Source organism: Thalassotalea loyana (genome assembly GCF_030161435.1).
Classification (GTDB): domain Bacteria; phylum Pseudomonadota; class Gammaproteobacteria; order Enterobacterales; family Alteromonadaceae; genus Thalassotalea_G; species Thalassotalea_G loyana.
Genome location: NZ_BSSV01000001.1, coordinates 151,391 through 170,696 on the forward strand (window position 1 = coordinate 151,391; position 19,306 = coordinate 170,696).

Consider the following 19,306-nt stretch of genomic DNA (forward strand, 5'->3'; position numbering starts at 1 on the left):
GAGCATTTTTGCTCAAAATAAACGACAATTTTGTCTGGGCATATAGCCGGTAGGGGATTTAAATGAAAAAATGGGTTTTTATTGCGCTGATGTTGTTCATCACCAAATTCACTTTTGCCAACGAATTGGTGAATAAAATTAAGCAAATTAAACCATCTGTTGTCGGCATAGGAGTATATACGCCTACGGGCCGGCCACAAAGTCAAATTAATGGTTCAGGATTTGTCATTGGAAATGGTCGCTATATCGCGACAAACTACCATGTTTTGCCCGAATCTTTAGATGCCTCGCTTAATCAACAACATGTTGTTTTTGCTGGCAGTGGCAAACAAGTAAAAACAATCTTAGCAACGCTTGTTGGTTTCTCGAAGCAATATGATTTAGCAATTTTAAAATTAAATAAAGGTGAGCTCCCTGCCGTCAAATTGTCTGATACCCAGATGCTCGAAGAAGGCATTGATATTGCGTTTACAGGCTTTCCTATTGCGAGTGTCTTAGGGCTTTATCCAGTCACTCATAAAGGGATTATTTCGAGTGTCACACCAACAATTTCGCCAGTTGCTGATAGTAGGCAAATTAATGCCCACATGTTAAAGCGGCTCCGCAACCCTTACATGGTATATCAACTTGACGCTACCGCTTACCCTGGCAACAGTGGTTCAGCTATGTATCGTGTTGATACAGGGGAAGTTGTCGGTGTTATTAACAAAGTCTTTGTTCAGAAAAGCAAAGAAGGCGTTATCAGTAATCCAAGCGGCATTACCTATGCAATTCCGATCAAAAATTTAGTGACGTTGATGAACGAGCTAGGGGTAGAATAATTACCGACTGCGTTATTCAGATATAGCCACTTTACTATTCGATGAATCAGCATTAGCAAACAAACTTGAAATGGGTACAAGCTCGATATTGTGATTCGACAGTGTCGGTAATAGCGACTTTAGCGCTTTTATCGTTTCTGGGTGTGGGTGCGCTATCCCTATTGCAAATTCACTTCTTTTGGCTTTCTCAACTAGCTGATTAAATTGTTTTTCGATGTAGTCTGCATTTGTATGGTTGTCTAAAAATACATGACGGTGTAAGTGGGGTACTTCATAGATATGAGCCAGCGCGCGGGTTTTTGTTTGTGGTGTAGTCATACTATCGACAAAGAAGAGCTTGTGGCGCTTTAAAAACTTCATTGTGCTCGCCATTGGTTTTCTTAGTTTAGTCAGGTGACTTCCCATGTGATTATTAATACCAACAGCAAATGGAATTTCATCAAGGGCTAATGAAAGCTTATGGTTAATTAGGTCATCGTCCATGTCACTGGTGATTGCACCTGGACCTAATAATTTTCCACTCGTCGCTTCCATTGGAATGTGTAGCAAAACGTCTTTTTTCGATTGATTGACTTGTAACGCAAGTTCTTTAGCAAAAGGCGTGTGTGGTAAGAAAGCGTATGAAACATTCCCAGGGAGTGTTAATGCATGCTCATCTGTTTTACGGTAACCAATATCGTCGATAATAATCGCCACTTGTCCTGCATGAGCAGGTACCAAAAGTAAACAGATAAAGGTAATTAGGAAGAAAATTCTCACGGCGTTTATTATTATTTTTTATTTATTGTTAAGTAGCTTATCAGTGCAAATGATGAGAGTAAACCCATCCGGTTTGGCTCGTTGAGTAGGTTGTTATTTACACCATAACCTCGGATTAACGGCTTTACCTTTGTGACGAATTTCGAAATAAAGTCCTGATTCTGCTCTACCACCACTTTGTCCTGCAAGCGAAATAGGCTCGCCAGGTTCGACGCGATCGCCAACATTGCGTAATAATGTTTGATTGTGTCCGTATAAACTCATGTACCCATCACCATGATCGATAACAATGACCAGGCCGTAGCCTTTTAGCCAATCGGCGAATAAGACAGTGCCGCTATGAATCGTAGAGACGGTTCGACCCACGGGTGTGGCGATCATTACCCCTTTCCATTTTAGGTAACCTTGCTTTTTGGTGCCAAAGCGGTTGAGATGTCTACCTTTTACAGGCCAGGTTAATTTTTTCTTTAATTTGCTCAACCCGTTAAGCTCAGCAGCTTTACGAGAGAGCTTTTCTAGTTCTGCGAGTGCAGCAACTAAACTCTCTTCTTCGCGTTGTAAACGTTTAAGTTTATCGCCGTCTGATTCGATTGATTTATTGAGCTCTTTTATGCTTTCTGAGCGCTTACTCTTTTGTTGTTTAAGTGCTGATTGTTGATCTAATTGAGTCGCTTTTAATGCTTGGAGTTTTTCGGATTCTGCTTGTTGTTGTTCGGTAACATTGATCAATTTGGCGATGGTCGCTTCAAAGGCTTCAATTTCTTCAACACGAGCATCATTTAAGTATTGATAATACTTAAGTGTTCGTTGGACATCGCTGGTTTTTTCTTGATTGAGTAACAACTTCAAATAATCATGTTGGCCACTTGAATAGGCCGCTCTGAGTTGTTTGGCAAGTAAGCTCTCTTGTTGCAACTTCTGCTGACTTAATTGTTGTTGCTCTTTTTTTAATTCAACAATTTTAATACTCGTTTGCTTAAGTGATTGTTGCGTATTGTTTAGTGATTTAGCAACCTGAGCGATTGCAATATCATCTTGCCTCAATTGTTTAAGAATCTTTGCTCGTTGTTTGTTTGATTCCTTTAACGCCGCTTGCTGTTTAGCAATCGCCTTTTTGACGTCATCGAGCTGTTGGTTTGTCGAAGCTTTATCGTCTCCATAGGTAACAAAAGGCACTAATGCAGACAGACTGCTTAGTGCCAAAAGGAAAATTAAAGCGTTCATTTTCATGGGGGAGTTATTTTAATTGCATCAAGTTTTTACCAGTCATTTCTGCTGGTTGCTCTATTCCCATTAGGTTTAAGATCGTTGGTGCAATATCACTTAATGTACCTGAGTCTGCCGGCGTAGCGTCTCTACCAATATAAAGTAAAGGCACAGGCTCACAGGTGTGAGCAGTGTGAGCTTGCCCAGTTTCAGGGTTAAGCATCTGCTCTGCGTTACCATGATCTGCGGTAATTAAGCACTCGCCGTCGACTTTTTCTAATGCAGATAAAACACGGCCTATAGCTGTATCTACTGCTTCACATGCCTTAACTGCTGCATCAAATTTACCAGTATGGCCAACCATATCACCATTTGGGTAATTGCAGGCGATAAAGTCATATTCGCCACTCTCAATAGCAGCAACAAGCTCGTCTGTTAATTTTTCTGAGTTCATTTGAGGCTGCAAGTCGTAAGTTGCTACCTGCGGAGAAGGGACTAAAATACGTTTTTCACCCTCAAACTCATCTTCACGACCACCTGAAAAGAAGAAAGTAACATGTGCGTACTTTTCCGTTTCTGATATACGTAATTGTGTTTTGTTATGCTTTTCTAACCATTGGCCTAATACGTTATTTAGTGACTCTGGTGGAAATGCACAACTGGTGTTGATATCAGCGGCAAACTCAGTGAGCATAACAAAGTCAGATAAAGCTGGGCTAGATTTTTTGGTAAATCCGGTAAAATTTTCCTCGGTAAAACTACGCGTAAACTGACGTGCTCTATCGGCTCTAAAGTTCATAAAAATGATACTGTCATTATCATTGACTTTGATTGTTTCGCCTGCAGAGTTCGTAATCGCGGACGCACTAACAAACTCGTCATTTTCATCACGTTCGTAGGCAGCAGTTAAGGCATCAACGGAATTGGTAAATTGATACTTAGCTTCGCCACACACAACAAGATTATATGCTTGTTCAACGCGTTCCCAGCGCTGATCCCTATCCATTGCAAAATAACGACCACTGATTGATGCAACTTGACCACACCCCAGTGCCTTGAACTTTCCTTCAGCTTTTTCCAATGATGATTGAGCACTGCGAGGAGGGGTATCTCGACCATCAAGAAAAGCGTGTAGGTAAATTTTCTCAGCGCCCTTCGATTTAGCTAAGTCAATCATCGCAAATATGTGCTCTTCATGGCTGTGAACGCCACCCGGAGACATAAGGCCACAAATATGGACTGCGGCATCTTTTTCGACAGCTTTTTCTACTGCTGATACTAACGCTGGGTTATGATTAAATTCGCCATCTTCGATTGATTTAGTAATACGCGTAAAGTCTTGATATACGACGCGACCAGCCCCCAAATTTACATGGCCAACCTCAGAGTTACCCATTTGACCTTCGGGAAGACCAACCGCCATACCAGAAGTGTTTATTAACATATGTGGGTATTGTGCATTGAGCTTGTCCAAAACGGGTGTCTTTGCATGAAAAATTGCATTAGATTCTGTTTTTTCGCTGTAGCCCCAACCGTCTAAAATTAATAATACCGTTGACTTCTTGTTTGGCATTGCCATGTTCCTACTAGGTAAATGAAAAGTTGATAAGAAATTTAGCTTCTATTTTACACACAACAGGTAAAAATACACTGGCAAAATCATAGAATTTATATGATGAAAAGGAAATTATTATTCAGTTTGGTATTAGCGATTAAGCCTGTATACTGTAGCCAGTTTTTAACTTCTGGGAATTCTTTATGGAAGAGTTTTTTACCTTTTTAGCTAATAACCCGATACTTACAGGTGTTTGGCTAGTGTTATTTGGTTTAATTATTTTTACCAGTATCAAAATAAAAATGTCACCAATAAAACAATTATCTACACAAGAGTTAACGTTTTCCGTTAACAAAGAAGATGCGGTAGTTGTTGATATTCGTAGTGAAAATGAATTTAGAAAGCAACGCATTATCGATTCTGTTAACTGCACTAGTGAAAAAATAAACAAAGGTGAGTTAACAAGCCTTGAAAAATTTAAAGACAGACCCATCATTGTGGTATGTGCGCAAGGAATTTCGGCTAATAAAGCTGCTAATGATTTAGTAAAAGCCGGTTTCTCGCAAGTAAGTTTATTAAAAGGTGGTATGAATGCATGGGTTTCAGCAGGATTACCAACAATTAAGAAGTAAGATTATGGCAACTGTAGAAATTTATACTAAAGCGTATTGTCCATATTGTGTACGAGCTAAAGCGCTACTTGAGCAAAAGAATGTAACCTTTACCGAATACAAGATTGATCAAGAACCTCAACTGCGTGATGTTATGATTGAACGTAGCAAGGGTGGTTTTACAGTGCCACAGATATTTATTGATGATCATCATGTAGGTGGTTGTGATGATTTATATGCATTGCATGCCCGTAACAAATTAGATGAATTGTTAAACCCGTAATTTTTAGTATTGAGCCCCAAATTAACTATAGGAAGTAAAAATGGCTGACGAAATTCAATCAGGTGCAGAGCAAAACGAGCAGGCGCCACAATTCCACGTTCAACGTATCTACACAAAAGACATTTCTTTTGAGACGCCTAACTCTCCAGCTGTTTTTCAAGCTGAATGGAAGCCGGAAATCAAATTAGATTTAGATACGCGCTCGAATCGTTTAGCCGATGATGCATACGAAGTTGTTTTAGCTGTAACTGTAACAGCCGAGATCGACGGTAAAGTAGCATTTTTAGCGGAAGTACAACAAGCTGGTATCTTTATGATTGCTAACATGCAGGAAGGTCAAATAGCACACGCTATTGGCTCTTTATGCCCTGCAACTTTATTCCCGTACGCACGTGAAACAGTTGCGAGCTTAGTAAACAAAGGTTCATTCCCACAATTGAATTTAGCGCCAGTTAATTTTGACGCTTTATTTGCGCAATACGTTGAACAACAACGTGCTGCAGCTCAGGCGCAAAATACTGAGACTCACTAATTATTATGCAACCTTCGCATGATATCGTCGTAGTAGGTGCAGGATCATATGGTACTGCACTTGCTATTTGCTTGGCTCGAAACGGTAACAAAACCTTACTTTGGGGTCGAGATGAGCAACATGTTGCAAATATGCAACAACAACGTAGCAATGAAAAATACCTACCAGGGGTATCATTTCCCGAAAATCTAACGATTTCTAATAACCTTGAGCACGTTATTTCTTCAAGTAACACTATTCTTGTGGTTGTACCAAGTCATGCCTTTAGTGACATGCTGGATCAGATTAAGCCATACTTGCTATCTGAGGCGAAGCTCGCTTGGGCAACAAAAGGCTTAGATCACAAAACAGGGCGTTTATTGCAAGACGTTGCACAAGAAATTTTAGGAACCGACATTTCATTGGCCGTTTTATCTGGGCCAACTTTTGCAAAAGAAATGGCAGCAGGCTTACCAACAGCAATTTCAATGTCATCAACCGACGAAGATTTTGTCGAGGAACTGTCGCAAAGATTGCATTGTGAAAAGCGTTTTAGAGTGTATCGCAACAATGACTTTATCGGCATTCAGTTAGGTGGTGCGGTTAAAAATGTAATTGCAATTGCCGCTGGAATGGCGGATGGCATTGGTTTTGGTGCCAACGCTCGAACCGCGTTGATTACCCGTGGTCTAGTTGAAATGACGCGCCTAGGCGAAAAGCTTGGTGCACAACCGACGACATTTATGGGGATGGCAGGTTTGGGTGACTTAGTACTCACCTGTACAGACAATCAATCGCGTAACCGACGTTTTGGTCTCGCCTTGGGTAAAGGCCAAGATGTGGACACGGCGCAACAAGAGATTGGTCAAGTTGTTGAAGGTTATCGAAATACTAAAGAGGTGAGCATGTTAGCCCATCGACTGGGCGTAGAAATGCCTATCGTTGAGCAGGTTTACCAAGTGCTATATCAAGGAAAATCGGCAAAGGCAGCAGCACAAGAGCTGCTAGCGCGCGCACCTAAGACAGAGTAAGTTAGAGCGGTTTTGCACTCGCTCTAACGAAACTTATGGTCTAGACCGCGTTTGGAAAACCAAGTTGGCGCCAGCTTTCAAAGATAATTACAGCCGTAGCATTCGATAAATTCATGCTGCGGCTTTCTTTTAACATCGGAATTCTTATTTTATCTTCATCTGGTATTTGTTGTCTGACAGATTCAGGTAAGCCTTTTGTTTCACTGCCAAACAATAAATAATCGCCCGCTTTAAATTCGACGTTATGATGATAGTTAGTTGCCTTAGTTGTGATCGCGTAAACGCGCTGTGGCTGCTCGTTTTTAACGAAATCTTCATAGCTTTTATGGCGTTTTAAGTTGGCGAACTCATGGTAGTCTAATCCAGCGCGTTTCAGACGCTTGTCATCGATATCGAAACCTAATGGTTCAATAAGGTGTAAGCGATAACCTGTATTAGCACACAGGCGAATAATGTTACCTGTGTTAGGTGGAATTTCTGGCTGAAACAAAACAACGTCAAGCATAAATTAACTCTCAAATTTCTTTTCTGGCGGCAGTATATCATCAGCAATGTGTTTTTCTGTAATCAGTTTTGATTTAACGCATGAATATTTGTGCGCATTTAGACTATTCTTTGGATATAAGCTTTTGAAAAACAATCTGATGAATCAAGAATACTCAGCTGATAGCTACGCAAAATATGTTCGCTTTGCTGCGATTAGCGCCTTTATTGGTGCACTGTTGATGATCGTGATAAAGCTAAGTGCTTGGCTTATTACCGATGCGAGTGCAATGCTGGCCTCGGCAAGTGACTCTATTCTCGACCTCTTTGCTTCAAGTATTAATCTAGTCATTTTACGATACGCATTGGCGCCGCCCGACGAGCAGCATAAATTTGGCCATGGTAAAGCTGAAAGCTTAGCAGGGTTGTTGCAGTCAGCCTTTGTGATGGGGTCGGCTGGAATATTGATATTAGCTGGTATTGAGCGAATTATTGAGCCTGTTGTTATCAAGCAAATGTCGGTTGGTATTTGGGTAACACTAGCATCGTTGGCGATAACATTTATCGTGGTGCTTATTCAGTCGTGGGTGATTAAAAATACCAATAGTGTAGCGATAAGTGCCGATTCTTTGCATTACAAGTCTGATGTTGTATTGAACATTGGTGTTCTTGCTTCTTTAGTCCTTACTCAATATTTAGCACCAGAAGTTGATGGCTTGTTTACTGTACTCGTCGGAATTTATTTGTTTAAAGGGGGCTTTAGTATCGTCTCTACAAGTGTTCGCACATTAATGGATGAAGAACTGCCAGAAGAAGATAAAAAGAAAATCTCAACGATCATCAACCAGCACAAGCACGCTATCGGCTTTCATGATTTACGCACGAGAAAATCGGGGCCCACGCCTTTTATACAGTTTCACTTGGAAGTGTCCGGAAATATCACGCTTTATCAAGCACATGAAATTAGTAATGACGTTCAAGCACAAGTGAAGGCGCAATTTCCAAGTGCTGATATCATCATTCACTTGGATCCAATATGTTAATTAGTGATTGTTGCTATGTTGATTAAACCAGCCAATTACAGCATCGATCGCGGGATTTCTGATCTCGTCAACCTCAAAGAATAACTCATGATATGCACCGTCAAATACTTGTGGCTTGCCATTAAGACACGATTGAGGTTGAGCTTTATGTAGTTGCTCACAAAATTCGAATTGATCGAGGTTATCAACGACTGTATCCGCACCAGATTGAAGCACTGTCACAGGTGTCGTGATGTTGTTTAGTGTTGAAAATATTGTATCGCGCGCTATTAAAGCTTGTTTTAACCACATGTTAGTTACACCACCTAGTTGCAACTCAGGTGTCACATCGTACGTGTTTTTAAAGAACTCGAATCGTATTCTTGATTGTGTAAGAGCATTATCTTCAAAAGGATAATTACTATAATCGCCTTGGCCAATGAAATAGTTACTTTCGTCGTTGAAGTTATTATCCCACCAGACACGAGTATTGATGATTGATCGCCCTAGCCATACAGGAAGACCGCCAGTGTTGATGCCGATCATTGGCGATGCTAAAACTGCCGCTTGAATCTTTTCGCTGTATTTTGTCAAATAAAGTGCAGAAATGTTGCCGCCCATCGAATGGGCAAGAAGAAATGGCTTATTTTGAGAATTGCATGCTGGCGTTACTACGTTATCAACAAAATGATTCAGGTCGTCGACATAGTGTTCAAATGAATCAACATAGCCCTTGTGAGGGTTTTGTAACATACGGCCAGAAATACCTTGGCCACGATGATCAATAATGAACAGATTATATCCTTGATTGAACAAATCAAATGCTAGCTCTTGATACTTTAAATAACCTTCTGTTCGACCTGGCACAATAATTAAGCATTCTTTGTTCTCATTACGTGTAAACGACGCATAATTAATGCGAATGTTGTTCACACCTTCAAACGTCGAAAACTCTCCTTGTTTCCAAAAACCGTTGATCGCAGGAAGAGTCTGCTCAAAGTTATCTTCTTGAGTGTAATTGCTGGCGTGAATCGTCATGGTAAAAATGAGTGAGATAAAAATGCAAAGTCGAGTAAATGATGACATGAGTGGCATCGCAAATCCATTAGCTAATTATTGTTATTAAGGCACTAAACTAAATGAAAAAATCTTCGCCATTTGGCTCTCGACAGCTTCACCATTTTTCTGTGCTGGTTTAAAACGCCATTCGCTTAATGCGTGACGAATTGCTGTTCTAAAATAACTGACCTTAGGTTGGTATTCAAATTTTATATCTTTGACATAGCCCTGTTTATCGATTGTAAAGTTTACCAGCATTTCAATCTCTAGCTTTTTACGCTTAGCGGCGATTGGGTACTTAGGCTCCTGAGAATGAATCAGTTGAGCGGCAACTTCACGTGGTATTTCTTGCTTTGATTCAACAGGGAGAGCAATCGGTGCAGTTGAAGCTGCTGTTGGAGCAATAGATTTACTAACAGGTGGTTTTGCCAGTGCTTGTATTTCCTTCGCATACTTATTTGTCGGCATTGAGACGCTTGCTAATGGCTCAAGTTTTTGTGCTGGTTGCTCCGTAATTTGTTTAGTTACAGCAACATGTTCCGAAACTACGTTTTTGTTAGCGATAGTCGTTTGCTTTGGCTTTGAAAAGTCACTCGTTTGATGTTGTTGCGCAACCGTTTCTTCTTGTTCTGTGATAATGCCTTTCTCATTATCGTATTCAGAAGGAATCGTCGCTGGTCGAGAGTAACTGTTCGGTAATGAAGCGTACTCATCATCATTGAGCAATTGTTGCGCAATAGATAGAGGTGGCAAGGTTTGTCTATCAAATAATGCATTGCTTGCTTCAAATACGGTTAAGCTTTGTGGTTTAGCAACGCTATTAATGAGCAAACTTGGTGTCGAACTCAATACTAAGGAGTTTACTTTCGCGAACTGACTCGCGGCAAATAAACTAATTGATGTGATGATCACGATCGATGCAAGCCATTTACTCGTTTCATTGTTTTGCGTGCAATGGTGTGGTTGAACCAACCTTAAAATGCGCGCTTTCAAATCACCGCCAGATGCTGCCATAGCCATCATTGGAATAGAGTGGTTTCTGTGTTTATGACAAAGCGATGCAGTATCTGCTAATGTGTGAGCGTAAGCGATTGCATTACCACATTGCTTCACTGCCATGTCATCACTACAGAACTCTCTTTCTACTCTCATTTGCTTTGATATCCAGTAAATTACCGGATGGAAAAAGAGCACTATTTCAGTCACCGATTGTAATAAGTTAACTAAATAATCGTGGCGGCGAATATGTGCAAATTCATGCAATATAAGCATATCTAGCTGAGCTGGAGTTAAGCCAGTGATCATTGCGGCAGGTAACACGACCACAGGCTTAATGAAGCCAATCGCCATCGGTACTTTTGTTTTTAACGAGATTCGAAGTTTTGGTAACTTCGTTGTGAATCCCATGCGGTGACAAAGCTCAATAAAACGCTGTTCAAGCGATACACTCGCCTCGACGCTTTTTTCAAAGGGTAATCGCGTGACACTGCGCATTTCAAGTAGCAATTTAATTGCTAATAAGAACACAACGCTAAACCAAATGATGGTTAAGTGAGGAAGAGTTTCCGCAAAGTTTTGCTGCCAAATAGGTTGTTGACCTTGCTGTGATTGCAAATCAAATAGCGTAGCAATTGGCGCTAAGTGCGTTATTTGGTTGGCAATATGCTCTGGCTGGTATATATAGAAAAACGTAGCAAACGGTAATAGTAAGCAAGTGAACAGTGCAATAGTTGAAGCTAGATAGCGTGCTTGTGCATTAGACTTTGGCAGTAAAGCTAAAGCTATTTTTAGTGCGACAGCAACGGCTACACCTTGCCACAAAAAGTGGACAAGTGTTAACCCTATACTTGAAAGTAAAATGCTCTCGTCTAAAAATATTTGCATATCAGATGTTAGCTAACTTCTTGTTCGTATTTGTTTAATAAAGTTTTGATATCTTCAATCTCTTGCTTAGTTGTAGAGTCATCAAGTGCTCTCATGACTAAGTTTGATGTTGAGCCACCAAATGCTTTAGCGATTAGATCTTTTAACAAAGATGATTGTGTATGTGTTTGACTATTTGCAGCCGCATATACGTGTGCACGTTTGCTTTCGTCACGAATAACAAGATTTTTATCGTGCATTATTTGTAATATTTTGAGTACAGTTGTATAGCCAGTTTTTTGAGTTTGGCTAATTTTCTCGTGTACTTCTCGAACTGTCGCTGGACCTAAGTCCCACAGTACGTTTAACAACGAAAGTTCAGCTTCAGTTGGCTTGATTGCAGACTTATCTCGAGCCATTATGAGGATCCTTTACCTAAATTCTAAGACGTATTACGATGTTAATCGTATACGCTGGTGAAAATATCAGCAAGCAAAATGTTACATTTTGTTTAAATGCTACTACCTAGTTTTTCGATTACTTGGCGACTTTGTTTCGGAAAGTCGGTAAAAATACCGTCTACACCCAACGACATACACCATTTAATATCTTCTGGCGTATTTACCGTATAAACCCAAACGAATATCCCTTGGCTATGTGCATGGTCAATCATATCTTGATTTATACAGTCTATTGCAAGATTAACCGATGTTGCCGATAGTTCTTTTGCAAATGTTGCATAGTTAACGGGACAAGAAGCCGATAACGCGCCCAAATTAATTTCAGGGATGAGATTTCTAGCTTTTTGTAAAACGTGGTGATTAAACGAAGAAATGCTTAATTGCTGCCACGAATAAAGTTCTTGTGCCACAAGCTTTCGTACAATTGCATCAATTGCCAGTAACACTTGTTCGACTTGTCCTTTGGGGTGCTGTTCACTGTACAGTGATGCAGACTTTATCTCTATGTTCACATCACAGCGACCTGCAATTTTAATTAAGGCCGCATCAAGTGTTGTAAGTTTGGAGCCATCATGAAAAGTAATGGATGCTACTTCGGTCAACGATAAAGCGTTTAACGGCTTTACCTGTCCATTAAACATAACATACGCATCATGGCTGAGGACTAATTCACCACTTGGATGCAACTGCACGTCTAACTCAATTCCATCACAGCCCTCTATGATCGCTTGCTCGAAGGCGACGAGTGTATTTTCAACATGTGTGCCACTGGCGCCGCGATGAGCAATAACTTTCATTAGCCGATCAAATCTGCGTAATGTTCGCCCAAGCGTGTTACCGATTTCGGCCCCGCCGCTTGGTTAAATTCGACCATGTTCGGTGCAAACGTCGTGATCACGGTTGAACCCAGTTTAAAACGACCCATTTCATCACCTTTTTTGAGCTTAATCGCACCATGACCTGATGTTGGGTATGTCCATCTAAAAATATCCTTGCCCGCAGGTGGAGTGATCGTCCCCGCCCACACGGTTTCAATACTGGCAACAATAGTCGCACCAACAAGTACCATAGCCATCGGGCCTTTTTCAGTATCAAATACTGCTACTACACGCTCATTTCGGGCAAATAAGTCAGGTACATTATTTGCCGTAAGTGGATTAACAGAAAACAGTTCACCCGGCACGTAGATCATTTCCTTTAATGTCGCATCAATTGGCATGTGAATTCGATGGTAATCTTTTGGTGCTAGGTAGATACATGAAAATTTACCACCTTGAAAAGGCGCTGCTGTCTCTTCATCACCACCTAACAGGCTTTTGAGGCTGTAATCAAAGCCTTTCGCTTGAATTAGTTGTCCATCGACAATATCGCCTTGTTGGCTGATAGCACCATCAACTGGATAACAAATTGTATTTTCGTCAGCCAAAATTGGACGAGCACCTTCTTCTAACTCACGGGTAAAGAAGTCATTAAACGTTTTGAAGTCACTAGCATTTTTGTGTTTAGCTTCAGCCATATTGATATCGTAAGCTTTTATAAACCAAGCAATTGCTTTGGTGGTCAATGTGCCCATTTCGGCTGCGGCGAACTTGCCCACTAACCTTGAAATAAGGTGCTTAGGCATTATGTATTGTAAAGTGATTTTTAGTTTATCAATGAACACTTAACTATCCTTCAAAAATTACTGATTAAATCTTGTTGTTTGTAAACTTTCATGGATGCTATCCATGATACGTTGAAAGCTGGCGAGTCTTTCAGGATGAATCTTACCTGCTTCCATTGCTGCCACTAATGCACAACCTGGGTCGTTTTTGTGCTTGCAGTCACGAAATTTGCAAGTGCCGATAAAGTCGGCAAACTCGACGAAGCCATCACAAACCTGCTCTGGTGTCATGTGCCACAAACCAAATTCTCGAATACCGGGAGAGTCTATCAGATCTCCGCCCTCTGGAAAGTGATATAACCTAGCGACCGTTGTCGTATGTTGGCCCAATCCTGAATTTTCTGATACTTCTTTAGTTTCTAGTCCTAAATCAGGCATTAGAGAGTTAGTAAGTGTTGACTTACCTACGCCAGATTGACCAACGAAAATACTTACTTTATCTTTTAATTGCGCTCTGATGTCATCTAAGCCATCGCTACTTTCGCTGCTTGCGAGAATCACCTTATAGCCAATATCAAGATAGATTTGTAAGCTCTCTTGAATCACCTCAAAAATTTCTTCATCAAGTAAATCGATTTTATTTAACACAATAATCGGGGTGATCTGTGTTTGTTCACAGGCAACGATGTATCGATCGATAATGTCTGGATTGAATGCTGGCAATACCGATGAAACAATAAATATTTGGTTAATGTTTGCCGCTACTGGTTTTACGCCATCGTAAACATCTGGCCTAGAAAGTACGCTATCACGTTCGTGTACTGCTTCAATGACACCTGAAATAGCATGTTGCGTTTCTTTCCCGCGACGCCACATTACTTTATCGCCGCACACGAGAGAATCAATTGATCGACGAATATTACACCTAACAATTTCACCATCGGGGGCTTCGACATCAGCATGTTGACCGAACCGGCTGATCACTAAACCCTGCAACGGCTCAGACAATTCATCATCTTGCCATTGAATTTGGTCTTGTTTAGCGATCTTTTTCTGTTGATTCGCTTTTATGCGACGCAATTGACCTTTAGTTAATTTTTTTGATTTAGCCACGAATACTCAATAATGTTGGTGATTTTTGTGTTGTACTAGGGTACATCTGGCGTATTATACTGTTTTATTGTTAAATCATCTAATGCTTGTCTACATTTAGAAGAAGTAAAGTATTTAAGGAAAGTTATGAGCCAAAGCAATGACAGCAATTTAATTTGGTTGGATCTGGAGATGACGGGGTTAGATCCGGCGACTGATGTTATTTTAGAGATTGCGTCTATTGTTACCGACAGCCAACTAAACATTCTAGCTGAGGGACCAGTCTTTGCTATCCACCAAAGCGATGACGTACTTGATAATATGAGTCAATGGTGTATTGAACATCATGGCAAATCAGGGTTAACTCAACGTTGCCGAGAGAGTAAAACTGATTTAGCAACAGCAACGAAAGAGACCCTTGCCTTTGTAGCAGAATATGTACCGGCAGGTAAGTCGCCAATGTGTGGTAACAGTATCGGACAAGATCGTCGATTTATTAATCGTTATATGCCTGAATTTGAAGATTATTTTCACTACCGGAATCTCGATGTTTCAACAGTTAAAGAATTAGCTCGTCGTTGGAAGCCTGACGTATTAGCGAAAGTTGATAAGAAAGGTGTTCATTTAGCACTAGACGATATTCGTGAATCAATTGAAGAGTTAAGAGTGTATCGAGAACATTTTTTTAATGTGTAAATATTGTCGATAAAAAAGCCCCTGTTTGGGGCTTTTTTCTTCTCTGTGTTTGCAGGTCAGACCAGTTTCGTGCAGAATGTGATGACATACATTTTCGAAACGGTACTAAAAGGCGAAAGGACCATATCATGGCAAATAGATTTTCAACGATTGTTAATCGTATCAATAAAGGCCCAGCATCACTGCGCTCGTTCTTATTGACGAAGGTGTTTAACTCACAAGTAAAATACGCGAAAACTTCTAATATCAAGCTTATTAGCGTGACGAATCATGCCGTTGAGTTAAAAGTCGAAAACAAGAAACGTGTTCAAAATCATATTGGTGGTGTTCACGCGATTGCCGCTTCTTTATTGGCCGAATCGGCAACAGGAATTGTGTTTGGAATGAATGTGCCTGATTCTCATTTGCCGTTATTGAAATCAATGAAAGTCGAATATCAACGACGCATGGTTGGCGATTTGACCGCACATGCAACTTTATCTGACGAGCAAATTAAGCTTATTGAAAATGAAGAGAAAGGTGACATGATGGTACCAGTGACAATTACTGATGAGTCTGGCCAGCAACCGATTGAGTGTTTTATGGAGTGGGCTTGGGTGCCTAAAAAACGCAAGTAATAAACGGTAACCGTGACAAAATGTGTCGATAAACTGTTAAAATTCAATTTCCCTAAAAACCTACTTATTTTATAGTAGGTTTTTTTATTGCAAAAATAGCTAACTCTTCAAATAAGGAAATTGTTTTGACTGATCATAAGTCAAGCTCACAACTACTTCAGCCAAAAGCTTTAATCATCGGATTGCTTGTAATTATTATCGTTGCGCTCAGTGGCGTTTTTTTGTGGCAAAGCTTCGAATATGATCGCCAGGTAAGTCAAAATTATTTACCTAAATTGGCGAAGCAAAAAGCGATATCGATAAAAATATCTGAATTACAAGATGAGCTTTCTGAGTTATCGATTGGTAATGGATCGGTTTCGTTATCGAGTACGCATCAGCAAATCATTGAAAACCTGAGAAATTTAAAATCTGAAGGGCGCTATTCCAGGGAGTTTTTTCCGCTATTAGAAAATGATGAGATTGATAACCTTGCTAATCGACTTGTCAGTAATGAAACACGAAATAGCACCTTAACGGATGAAGCACTAGGTTTAATTAATCTTATTAATCACTCCATGATTGATTTGTTGGCGGTCATGAGAGATCGTCAAGCGAATCTTTATAACCAAGTCTTAGCCGATAAAGTGAGCGATCGCGTGACGGCTTCAAGAGCGATTGCTCATACGAATGTCAGTCATGATATTCAAGACTATCAAGAAGCAAACCGTCATTTAAATAAAGTCTCGGCGACACTTGAGGAAATGTCATTTCTGTCCAAGTCTGATGATATTGATCTGCTTGAGCAAAGTGCTGAAAAATTCAATCAATGGCAAGGCGTTTATCAGGATCAGTTAGCAGCAGAAAATGATGAGCTTGCCAAGCAATTAACCTTATTAGATGATTTACTGTTTAATGATGACCGATTGATAGCCAAGTGGCGAGGGCAAGTTCGTCTAGCACAGGACTACTTAATCGCGATTGATGAACAAAATGCGAAACTTGGCTTGTTGTTTGAGCGCAACCAACGAGCTATTTCACCACCGATTCCAGCATTATCTAATTTCCTAAAAAGTTACCAACTCAACTTAGCGAATCAAGACATTTATATTGGATTGGCTATTGTCATTACGATGCTGCTCTTTGCAGTTTTCCTTGTATTAAACGCGATATTGCGACGTACTACCAAGCTTGAGCAAGAAACTGAGCAACTTGTTGGTGTATCAATAGGGAAAAATGAAGCGACTCTTCAAGCACTGTCGACACAGAGTCAACACCAAATCCAGTCAATGCTGAATGATGTGATTCAGCCGGAGCATGATGAATCAGCCTACCAAGCGTTAAAGCAGCAATTGGAACTATTCCATCACATGTTATCGACTTATGGTAATGGGTTATACATTCAGGACGACGCATTTAAGGGAAGTAATATCTCACTTAACGAGAGCTCGTTTAATTGGTTAATAACAATGACAAGTGTCGATTTATCATATCGATCGACATTTAGCTGGAGGCGTCTGGTTAGCGTTAAGCAAGCTCGTGAAATTGTCGAGAGCGTTCGTCGACTTAAACAGAATAAAGAGTTGGCTACACAACTTAATTTAGCCTTTGATAATGGGAAGTATGCTTGTCTTAACTTAATAGCCACTGAACGTGGTATATCCGTTTTCATTTTCGATGAAACCGAACGAAGCATCGAGGTTAACGAGTTAAATCAAACGATCGAACAACTACAAATCGACGAACAAAAACAGTGGCAAGGCGAGCAACAAGTATTTAGCCATATACATCGTAAACTGGCTTCTGCCTGTCTCTCGCAACAGAGTTTGGCTCGAATCGATAGGGCTTCTTTGCGTCATGCACAACAATTGAATCAATTACTTAAATGGTGCGAAGGAGGGCAACTTTGGGCGAGAAATCACATAGACAAAACCAACCCAGAGTTTACCGAGGTGAGACTAGCTCAAGCGCTCTCGGGCATGGTATGTGAAGCGCAATATCAACGAAATCACTTATTTGAAGATCTTCAACAGTCGTTAATATTTGAGCATTTAGACAATGAAAATATGGCCTTAGAAAGCGCGACTGTATTGCTTGATATGGCTAATTATCATTATGTCCTGTCATATTTACTCGACATTCAATTTGTTAGACAGCACGGTGATCTGACATTAAAAACTAAAATTGTTGATCAAAATGCTGCACAGCTAATGGTTAAGTATCATTTCACCTATGAACAAGAACAACCATTAGAAAACCTGCCGGCAGCAATGTTATTAATTAGTCATCAAGTTGAAAGCCAGCCAAAAGCATCGACGTTTGATCAAGGTTACTTTGCCAGAGCGTTACTAGACTACTTGCATGTTGATAAAATTGAGCTGACTCAACAGTCCCACGGCTGGCAATTTTCTTTCGAATTGCCGCATTCAACGCGCCAAAACATTGAAAAAATTAAAGCCGAATATGAAGCGCCAAGTCTATCAACTCGCATCGTATTAATCGTCAAAGAGGAAGCTAATCGCAAACATTTAGACTCGCTCCTCAAACCATATTCAACGGAAGTGATTGCCGTAAGTAGCTTAGAGCATGCTCGCGGATTTTTTGACGTTAATCGCTTGGAGAAAAAGAAAATTGGCCTTGTGATAACAGCTGATGAAGCAGGGCATCATGATACTCACCAATTGTTATCCTTGATAGAGCAACTGCCAGAACGCTTGACGCCAAAATTGTTCGTGCTTGATGATGTTTCGACACTACCATTAAGCCAGTACGACACCCATGGTTTCAATCTTAATCTAAAGCTTGGTGCGAATTTATTAGACGTGCTCAGTCAGTTTATGCAGTCTGAGGCATATTATAACCGAGTATTCGATCATCAAGATTTACAATCACTGAATTGTCAAAAAAATAATATCAGTGTGCTTGTTGCGACGGACCGATTTAGTGAGCAACATTACATTGGGGCATTATTGAACTGGCTTGGGTTTAAAGTGTGTGTCGCAACGTCAATAGAACAAGCTAAATCACAATGGCAAAGTGGCTTACATCGTATATTGGTAACTGATTACCCATTAACCGATGTAAACTCGATAAAATTGAAAAAACAGCTTAGGCGAACAGCTATTTCATTATCTAAGACAGAATTTAAAGGAAGTGATGCGCTAAGTGTTTTCAATATGCAAGCCGATGCATCAGTTAAAGAATGGCTTGAAACTTTATCGCCATGGTTGGCTATTAAACCTCAAAAAGTCGCTAAGACTATAGCTCATGAGGCACCAACAGCTAGCGTCATCGAAAGCCCGAAGCAAAACGAAGCGTCATTGCTAAGCTTCGATGTGTCTCAGTATGCCCAGAATGTTGGGGGCCCAGAACTCGCCGCAATAATGGCAGATGAGTACTTTGAGCAACTAGAAACTTTAGTTGAGCAATTAAAATATTCTCTAGCAGTCAAATCAATGGTAGGCGCGAAGGATCAGGCCGTTAAGCTTGAACAAATTAGCAAAATAATAGCGAGTAAAGAATTGTTAGCCTGGAGTGAGCAATTAAGCCATTGTATTGAGCAACAAGCAATGAGCGACGCAAGTCATTTGCTTCCTGAGATCGCGCGAGATATTCAAGATCTGAAACGCTTCGCAGAGGCAATTTAATCTCGCG

Annotated in this window: 19 protein-coding genes; 9 read left to right on the plus strand and 10 right to left on the minus strand. The window is 40.4% G+C overall.

Annotated features, from left to right (window positions below; translation table 11 throughout):
* Positions 1 to 62: 62 nt before the first annotated feature.
* On the plus strand, positions 63 to 821 hold the full coding sequence (locus tag QQK05_RS00605) for a S1 family peptidase (protein WP_284295407.1): 759 nt from the start codon (positions 63 to 65) through the stop codon (positions 819 to 821).
* A gap of 12 nt (positions 822 to 833) precedes the next feature.
* On the opposite strand, the gene QQK05_RS00610 is transcribed toward QQK05_RS00605, so the two are convergent.
* The 3 genes from QQK05_RS00610 to gpmI form a co-directional block, all read right to left on the minus strand.
* Positions 834 to 1,517 (minus strand): divergent polysaccharide deacetylase family protein, encoded by a 684-nt coding sequence (locus QQK05_RS00610; RefSeq protein WP_284295408.1) that lies wholly within the window; start codon positions 1,515 to 1,517, stop codon positions 834 to 836.
* A 156-nt stretch (positions 1,518 to 1,673) separates the two neighbouring features.
* Entirely contained in the window at positions 1,674 to 2,810 is a 1,137-nt protein-coding gene (locus QQK05_RS00615) for a murein hydrolase activator EnvC family protein (protein ID WP_284295409.1), read from the minus strand.
* 7 nt (positions 2,811 to 2,817) lie between these two features.
* Entirely contained in the window at positions 2,818 to 4,359 is a 1,542-nt protein-coding gene (gene gpmI, locus QQK05_RS00620; protein WP_407704840.1) for a 2,3-bisphosphoglycerate-independent phosphoglycerate mutase, read from the minus strand.
* Between the two features lie 185 nt (positions 4,360 to 4,544).
* On the opposite strand from gpmI, the gene QQK05_RS00625 reads away from it, so the two are divergent.
* From QQK05_RS00625 to gpsA, 4 genes are read left to right on the plus strand one after another with little or no spacing between them, the layout of a single operon-like run.
* Positions 4,545 to 4,973 (plus strand): rhodanese-like domain-containing protein, encoded by a 429-nt coding sequence (locus tag QQK05_RS00625; RefSeq protein WP_284295411.1) that lies wholly within the window; start codon positions 4,545 to 4,547, stop codon positions 4,971 to 4,973.
* Positions 4,974 to 4,977: 4 nt separating this feature from the next.
* Positions 4,978 to 5,235, plus strand: coding sequence for a glutaredoxin 3 (grxC, locus tag QQK05_RS00630; protein WP_284295412.1), 258 nt, complete (start codon positions 4,978 to 4,980; stop codon positions 5,233 to 5,235).
* Between the two features lie 40 nt (positions 5,236 to 5,275).
* A complete protein-coding gene (secB, locus tag QQK05_RS00635; RefSeq protein ID WP_284295414.1) occupies positions 5,276 to 5,767 on the plus strand; it encodes a protein-export chaperone SecB in 492 nt (163 codons plus the stop codon).
* Between the two features lie 5 nt (positions 5,768 to 5,772).
* Entirely contained in the window at positions 5,773 to 6,777 is a 1,005-nt protein-coding gene (gene gpsA / locus QQK05_RS00640; protein ID WP_284295415.1) for an NAD(P)H-dependent glycerol-3-phosphate dehydrogenase, read from the plus strand.
* Positions 6,778 to 6,817: 40 nt separating this feature from the next.
* Here gpsA and trmL read toward each other — a convergent pair whose 3' ends face one another.
* Positions 6,818 to 7,282, minus strand: coding sequence for a tRNA (uridine(34)/cytosine(34)/5-carboxymethylaminomethyluridine(34)-2'-O)-methyltransferase TrmL (trmL, locus tag QQK05_RS00645; protein ID WP_284295416.1), 465 nt, complete (start codon positions 7,280 to 7,282; stop codon positions 6,818 to 6,820).
* Between the two features lie 139 nt (positions 7,283 to 7,421).
* On the opposite strand from trmL, the gene QQK05_RS00650 reads away from it, so the two are divergent.
* Positions 7,422 to 8,303, plus strand: coding sequence for a cation diffusion facilitator family transporter (locus QQK05_RS00650; protein WP_284295417.1), 882 nt, complete (start codon positions 7,422 to 7,424; stop codon positions 8,301 to 8,303).
* On the opposite strand, the gene QQK05_RS00655 is transcribed toward QQK05_RS00650, so the two are convergent.
* The 6 genes from QQK05_RS00655 to rsgA form a co-directional block, all read right to left on the minus strand.
* On the minus strand, positions 8,304 to 9,377 hold the full coding sequence (locus QQK05_RS00655; protein ID WP_284295418.1) for an alpha/beta fold hydrolase: 1,074 nt from the start codon (positions 9,375 to 9,377) through the stop codon (positions 8,304 to 8,306).
* Between the two features lie 27 nt (positions 9,378 to 9,404).
* Positions 9,405 to 11,225, minus strand: a complete 1,821-nt coding sequence (locus tag QQK05_RS00660; RefSeq protein ID WP_284295419.1) for a M56 family metallopeptidase — start codon at positions 11,223 to 11,225, stop codon at positions 9,405 to 9,407.
* An 8-nt stretch (positions 11,226 to 11,233) separates the two neighbouring features.
* On the minus strand, positions 11,234 to 11,623 hold the full coding sequence (locus QQK05_RS00665) for a BlaI/MecI/CopY family transcriptional regulator (RefSeq protein WP_284295420.1): 390 nt from the start codon (positions 11,621 to 11,623) through the stop codon (positions 11,234 to 11,236).
* A 92-nt stretch (positions 11,624 to 11,715) separates the two neighbouring features.
* Complete coding sequence (locus tag QQK05_RS00670) at positions 11,716 to 12,462, minus strand: glycerophosphodiester phosphodiesterase (RefSeq protein WP_284295421.1); 747 nt, start codon at positions 12,460 to 12,462, stop codon at positions 11,716 to 11,718.
* Positions 12,462 to 13,289 (minus strand): archaetidylserine decarboxylase, encoded by an 828-nt coding sequence (gene asd, locus QQK05_RS00675; RefSeq protein WP_407704857.1) that lies wholly within the window; start codon positions 13,287 to 13,289, stop codon positions 12,462 to 12,464. Before asd ends, QQK05_RS00670 begins: the two co-directional genes overlap by 1 nt.
* Positions 13,290 to 13,346: 57 nt before the next feature.
* Positions 13,347 to 14,381 (minus strand): small ribosomal subunit biogenesis GTPase RsgA, encoded by a 1,035-nt coding sequence (rsgA, locus tag QQK05_RS00680; RefSeq protein WP_284295423.1) that lies wholly within the window; start codon positions 14,379 to 14,381, stop codon positions 13,347 to 13,349.
* A gap of 126 nt (positions 14,382 to 14,507) precedes the next feature.
* Here rsgA and orn point away from each other — a divergent pair, with 126 nt between their 5' ends.
* From orn to QQK05_RS00695, 3 genes are all read left to right on the plus strand, one after another.
* Positions 14,508 to 15,056: an oligoribonuclease gene (orn, locus tag QQK05_RS00685; RefSeq protein ID WP_284295424.1), complete on the plus strand. Its 549-nt coding sequence runs from the start codon at positions 14,508 to 14,510 to the stop codon at positions 15,054 to 15,056.
* A 128-nt stretch (positions 15,057 to 15,184) separates the two neighbouring features.
* The gene (locus QQK05_RS00690; RefSeq protein ID WP_284295425.1) at positions 15,185 to 15,673 is read left to right on the plus strand and encodes a DUF4442 domain-containing protein; all 489 of its coding nucleotides are present in this window, start codon (positions 15,185 to 15,187) and stop codon (positions 15,671 to 15,673) included.
* Positions 15,674 to 15,798: 125 nt separating this feature from the next.
* A complete protein-coding gene (locus QQK05_RS00695) occupies positions 15,799 to 19,299 on the plus strand; it encodes a hypothetical protein (protein ID WP_284295426.1) in 3,501 nt (1,166 codons plus the stop codon).
* Positions 19,300 to 19,306 lie beyond the last annotated feature (7 nt).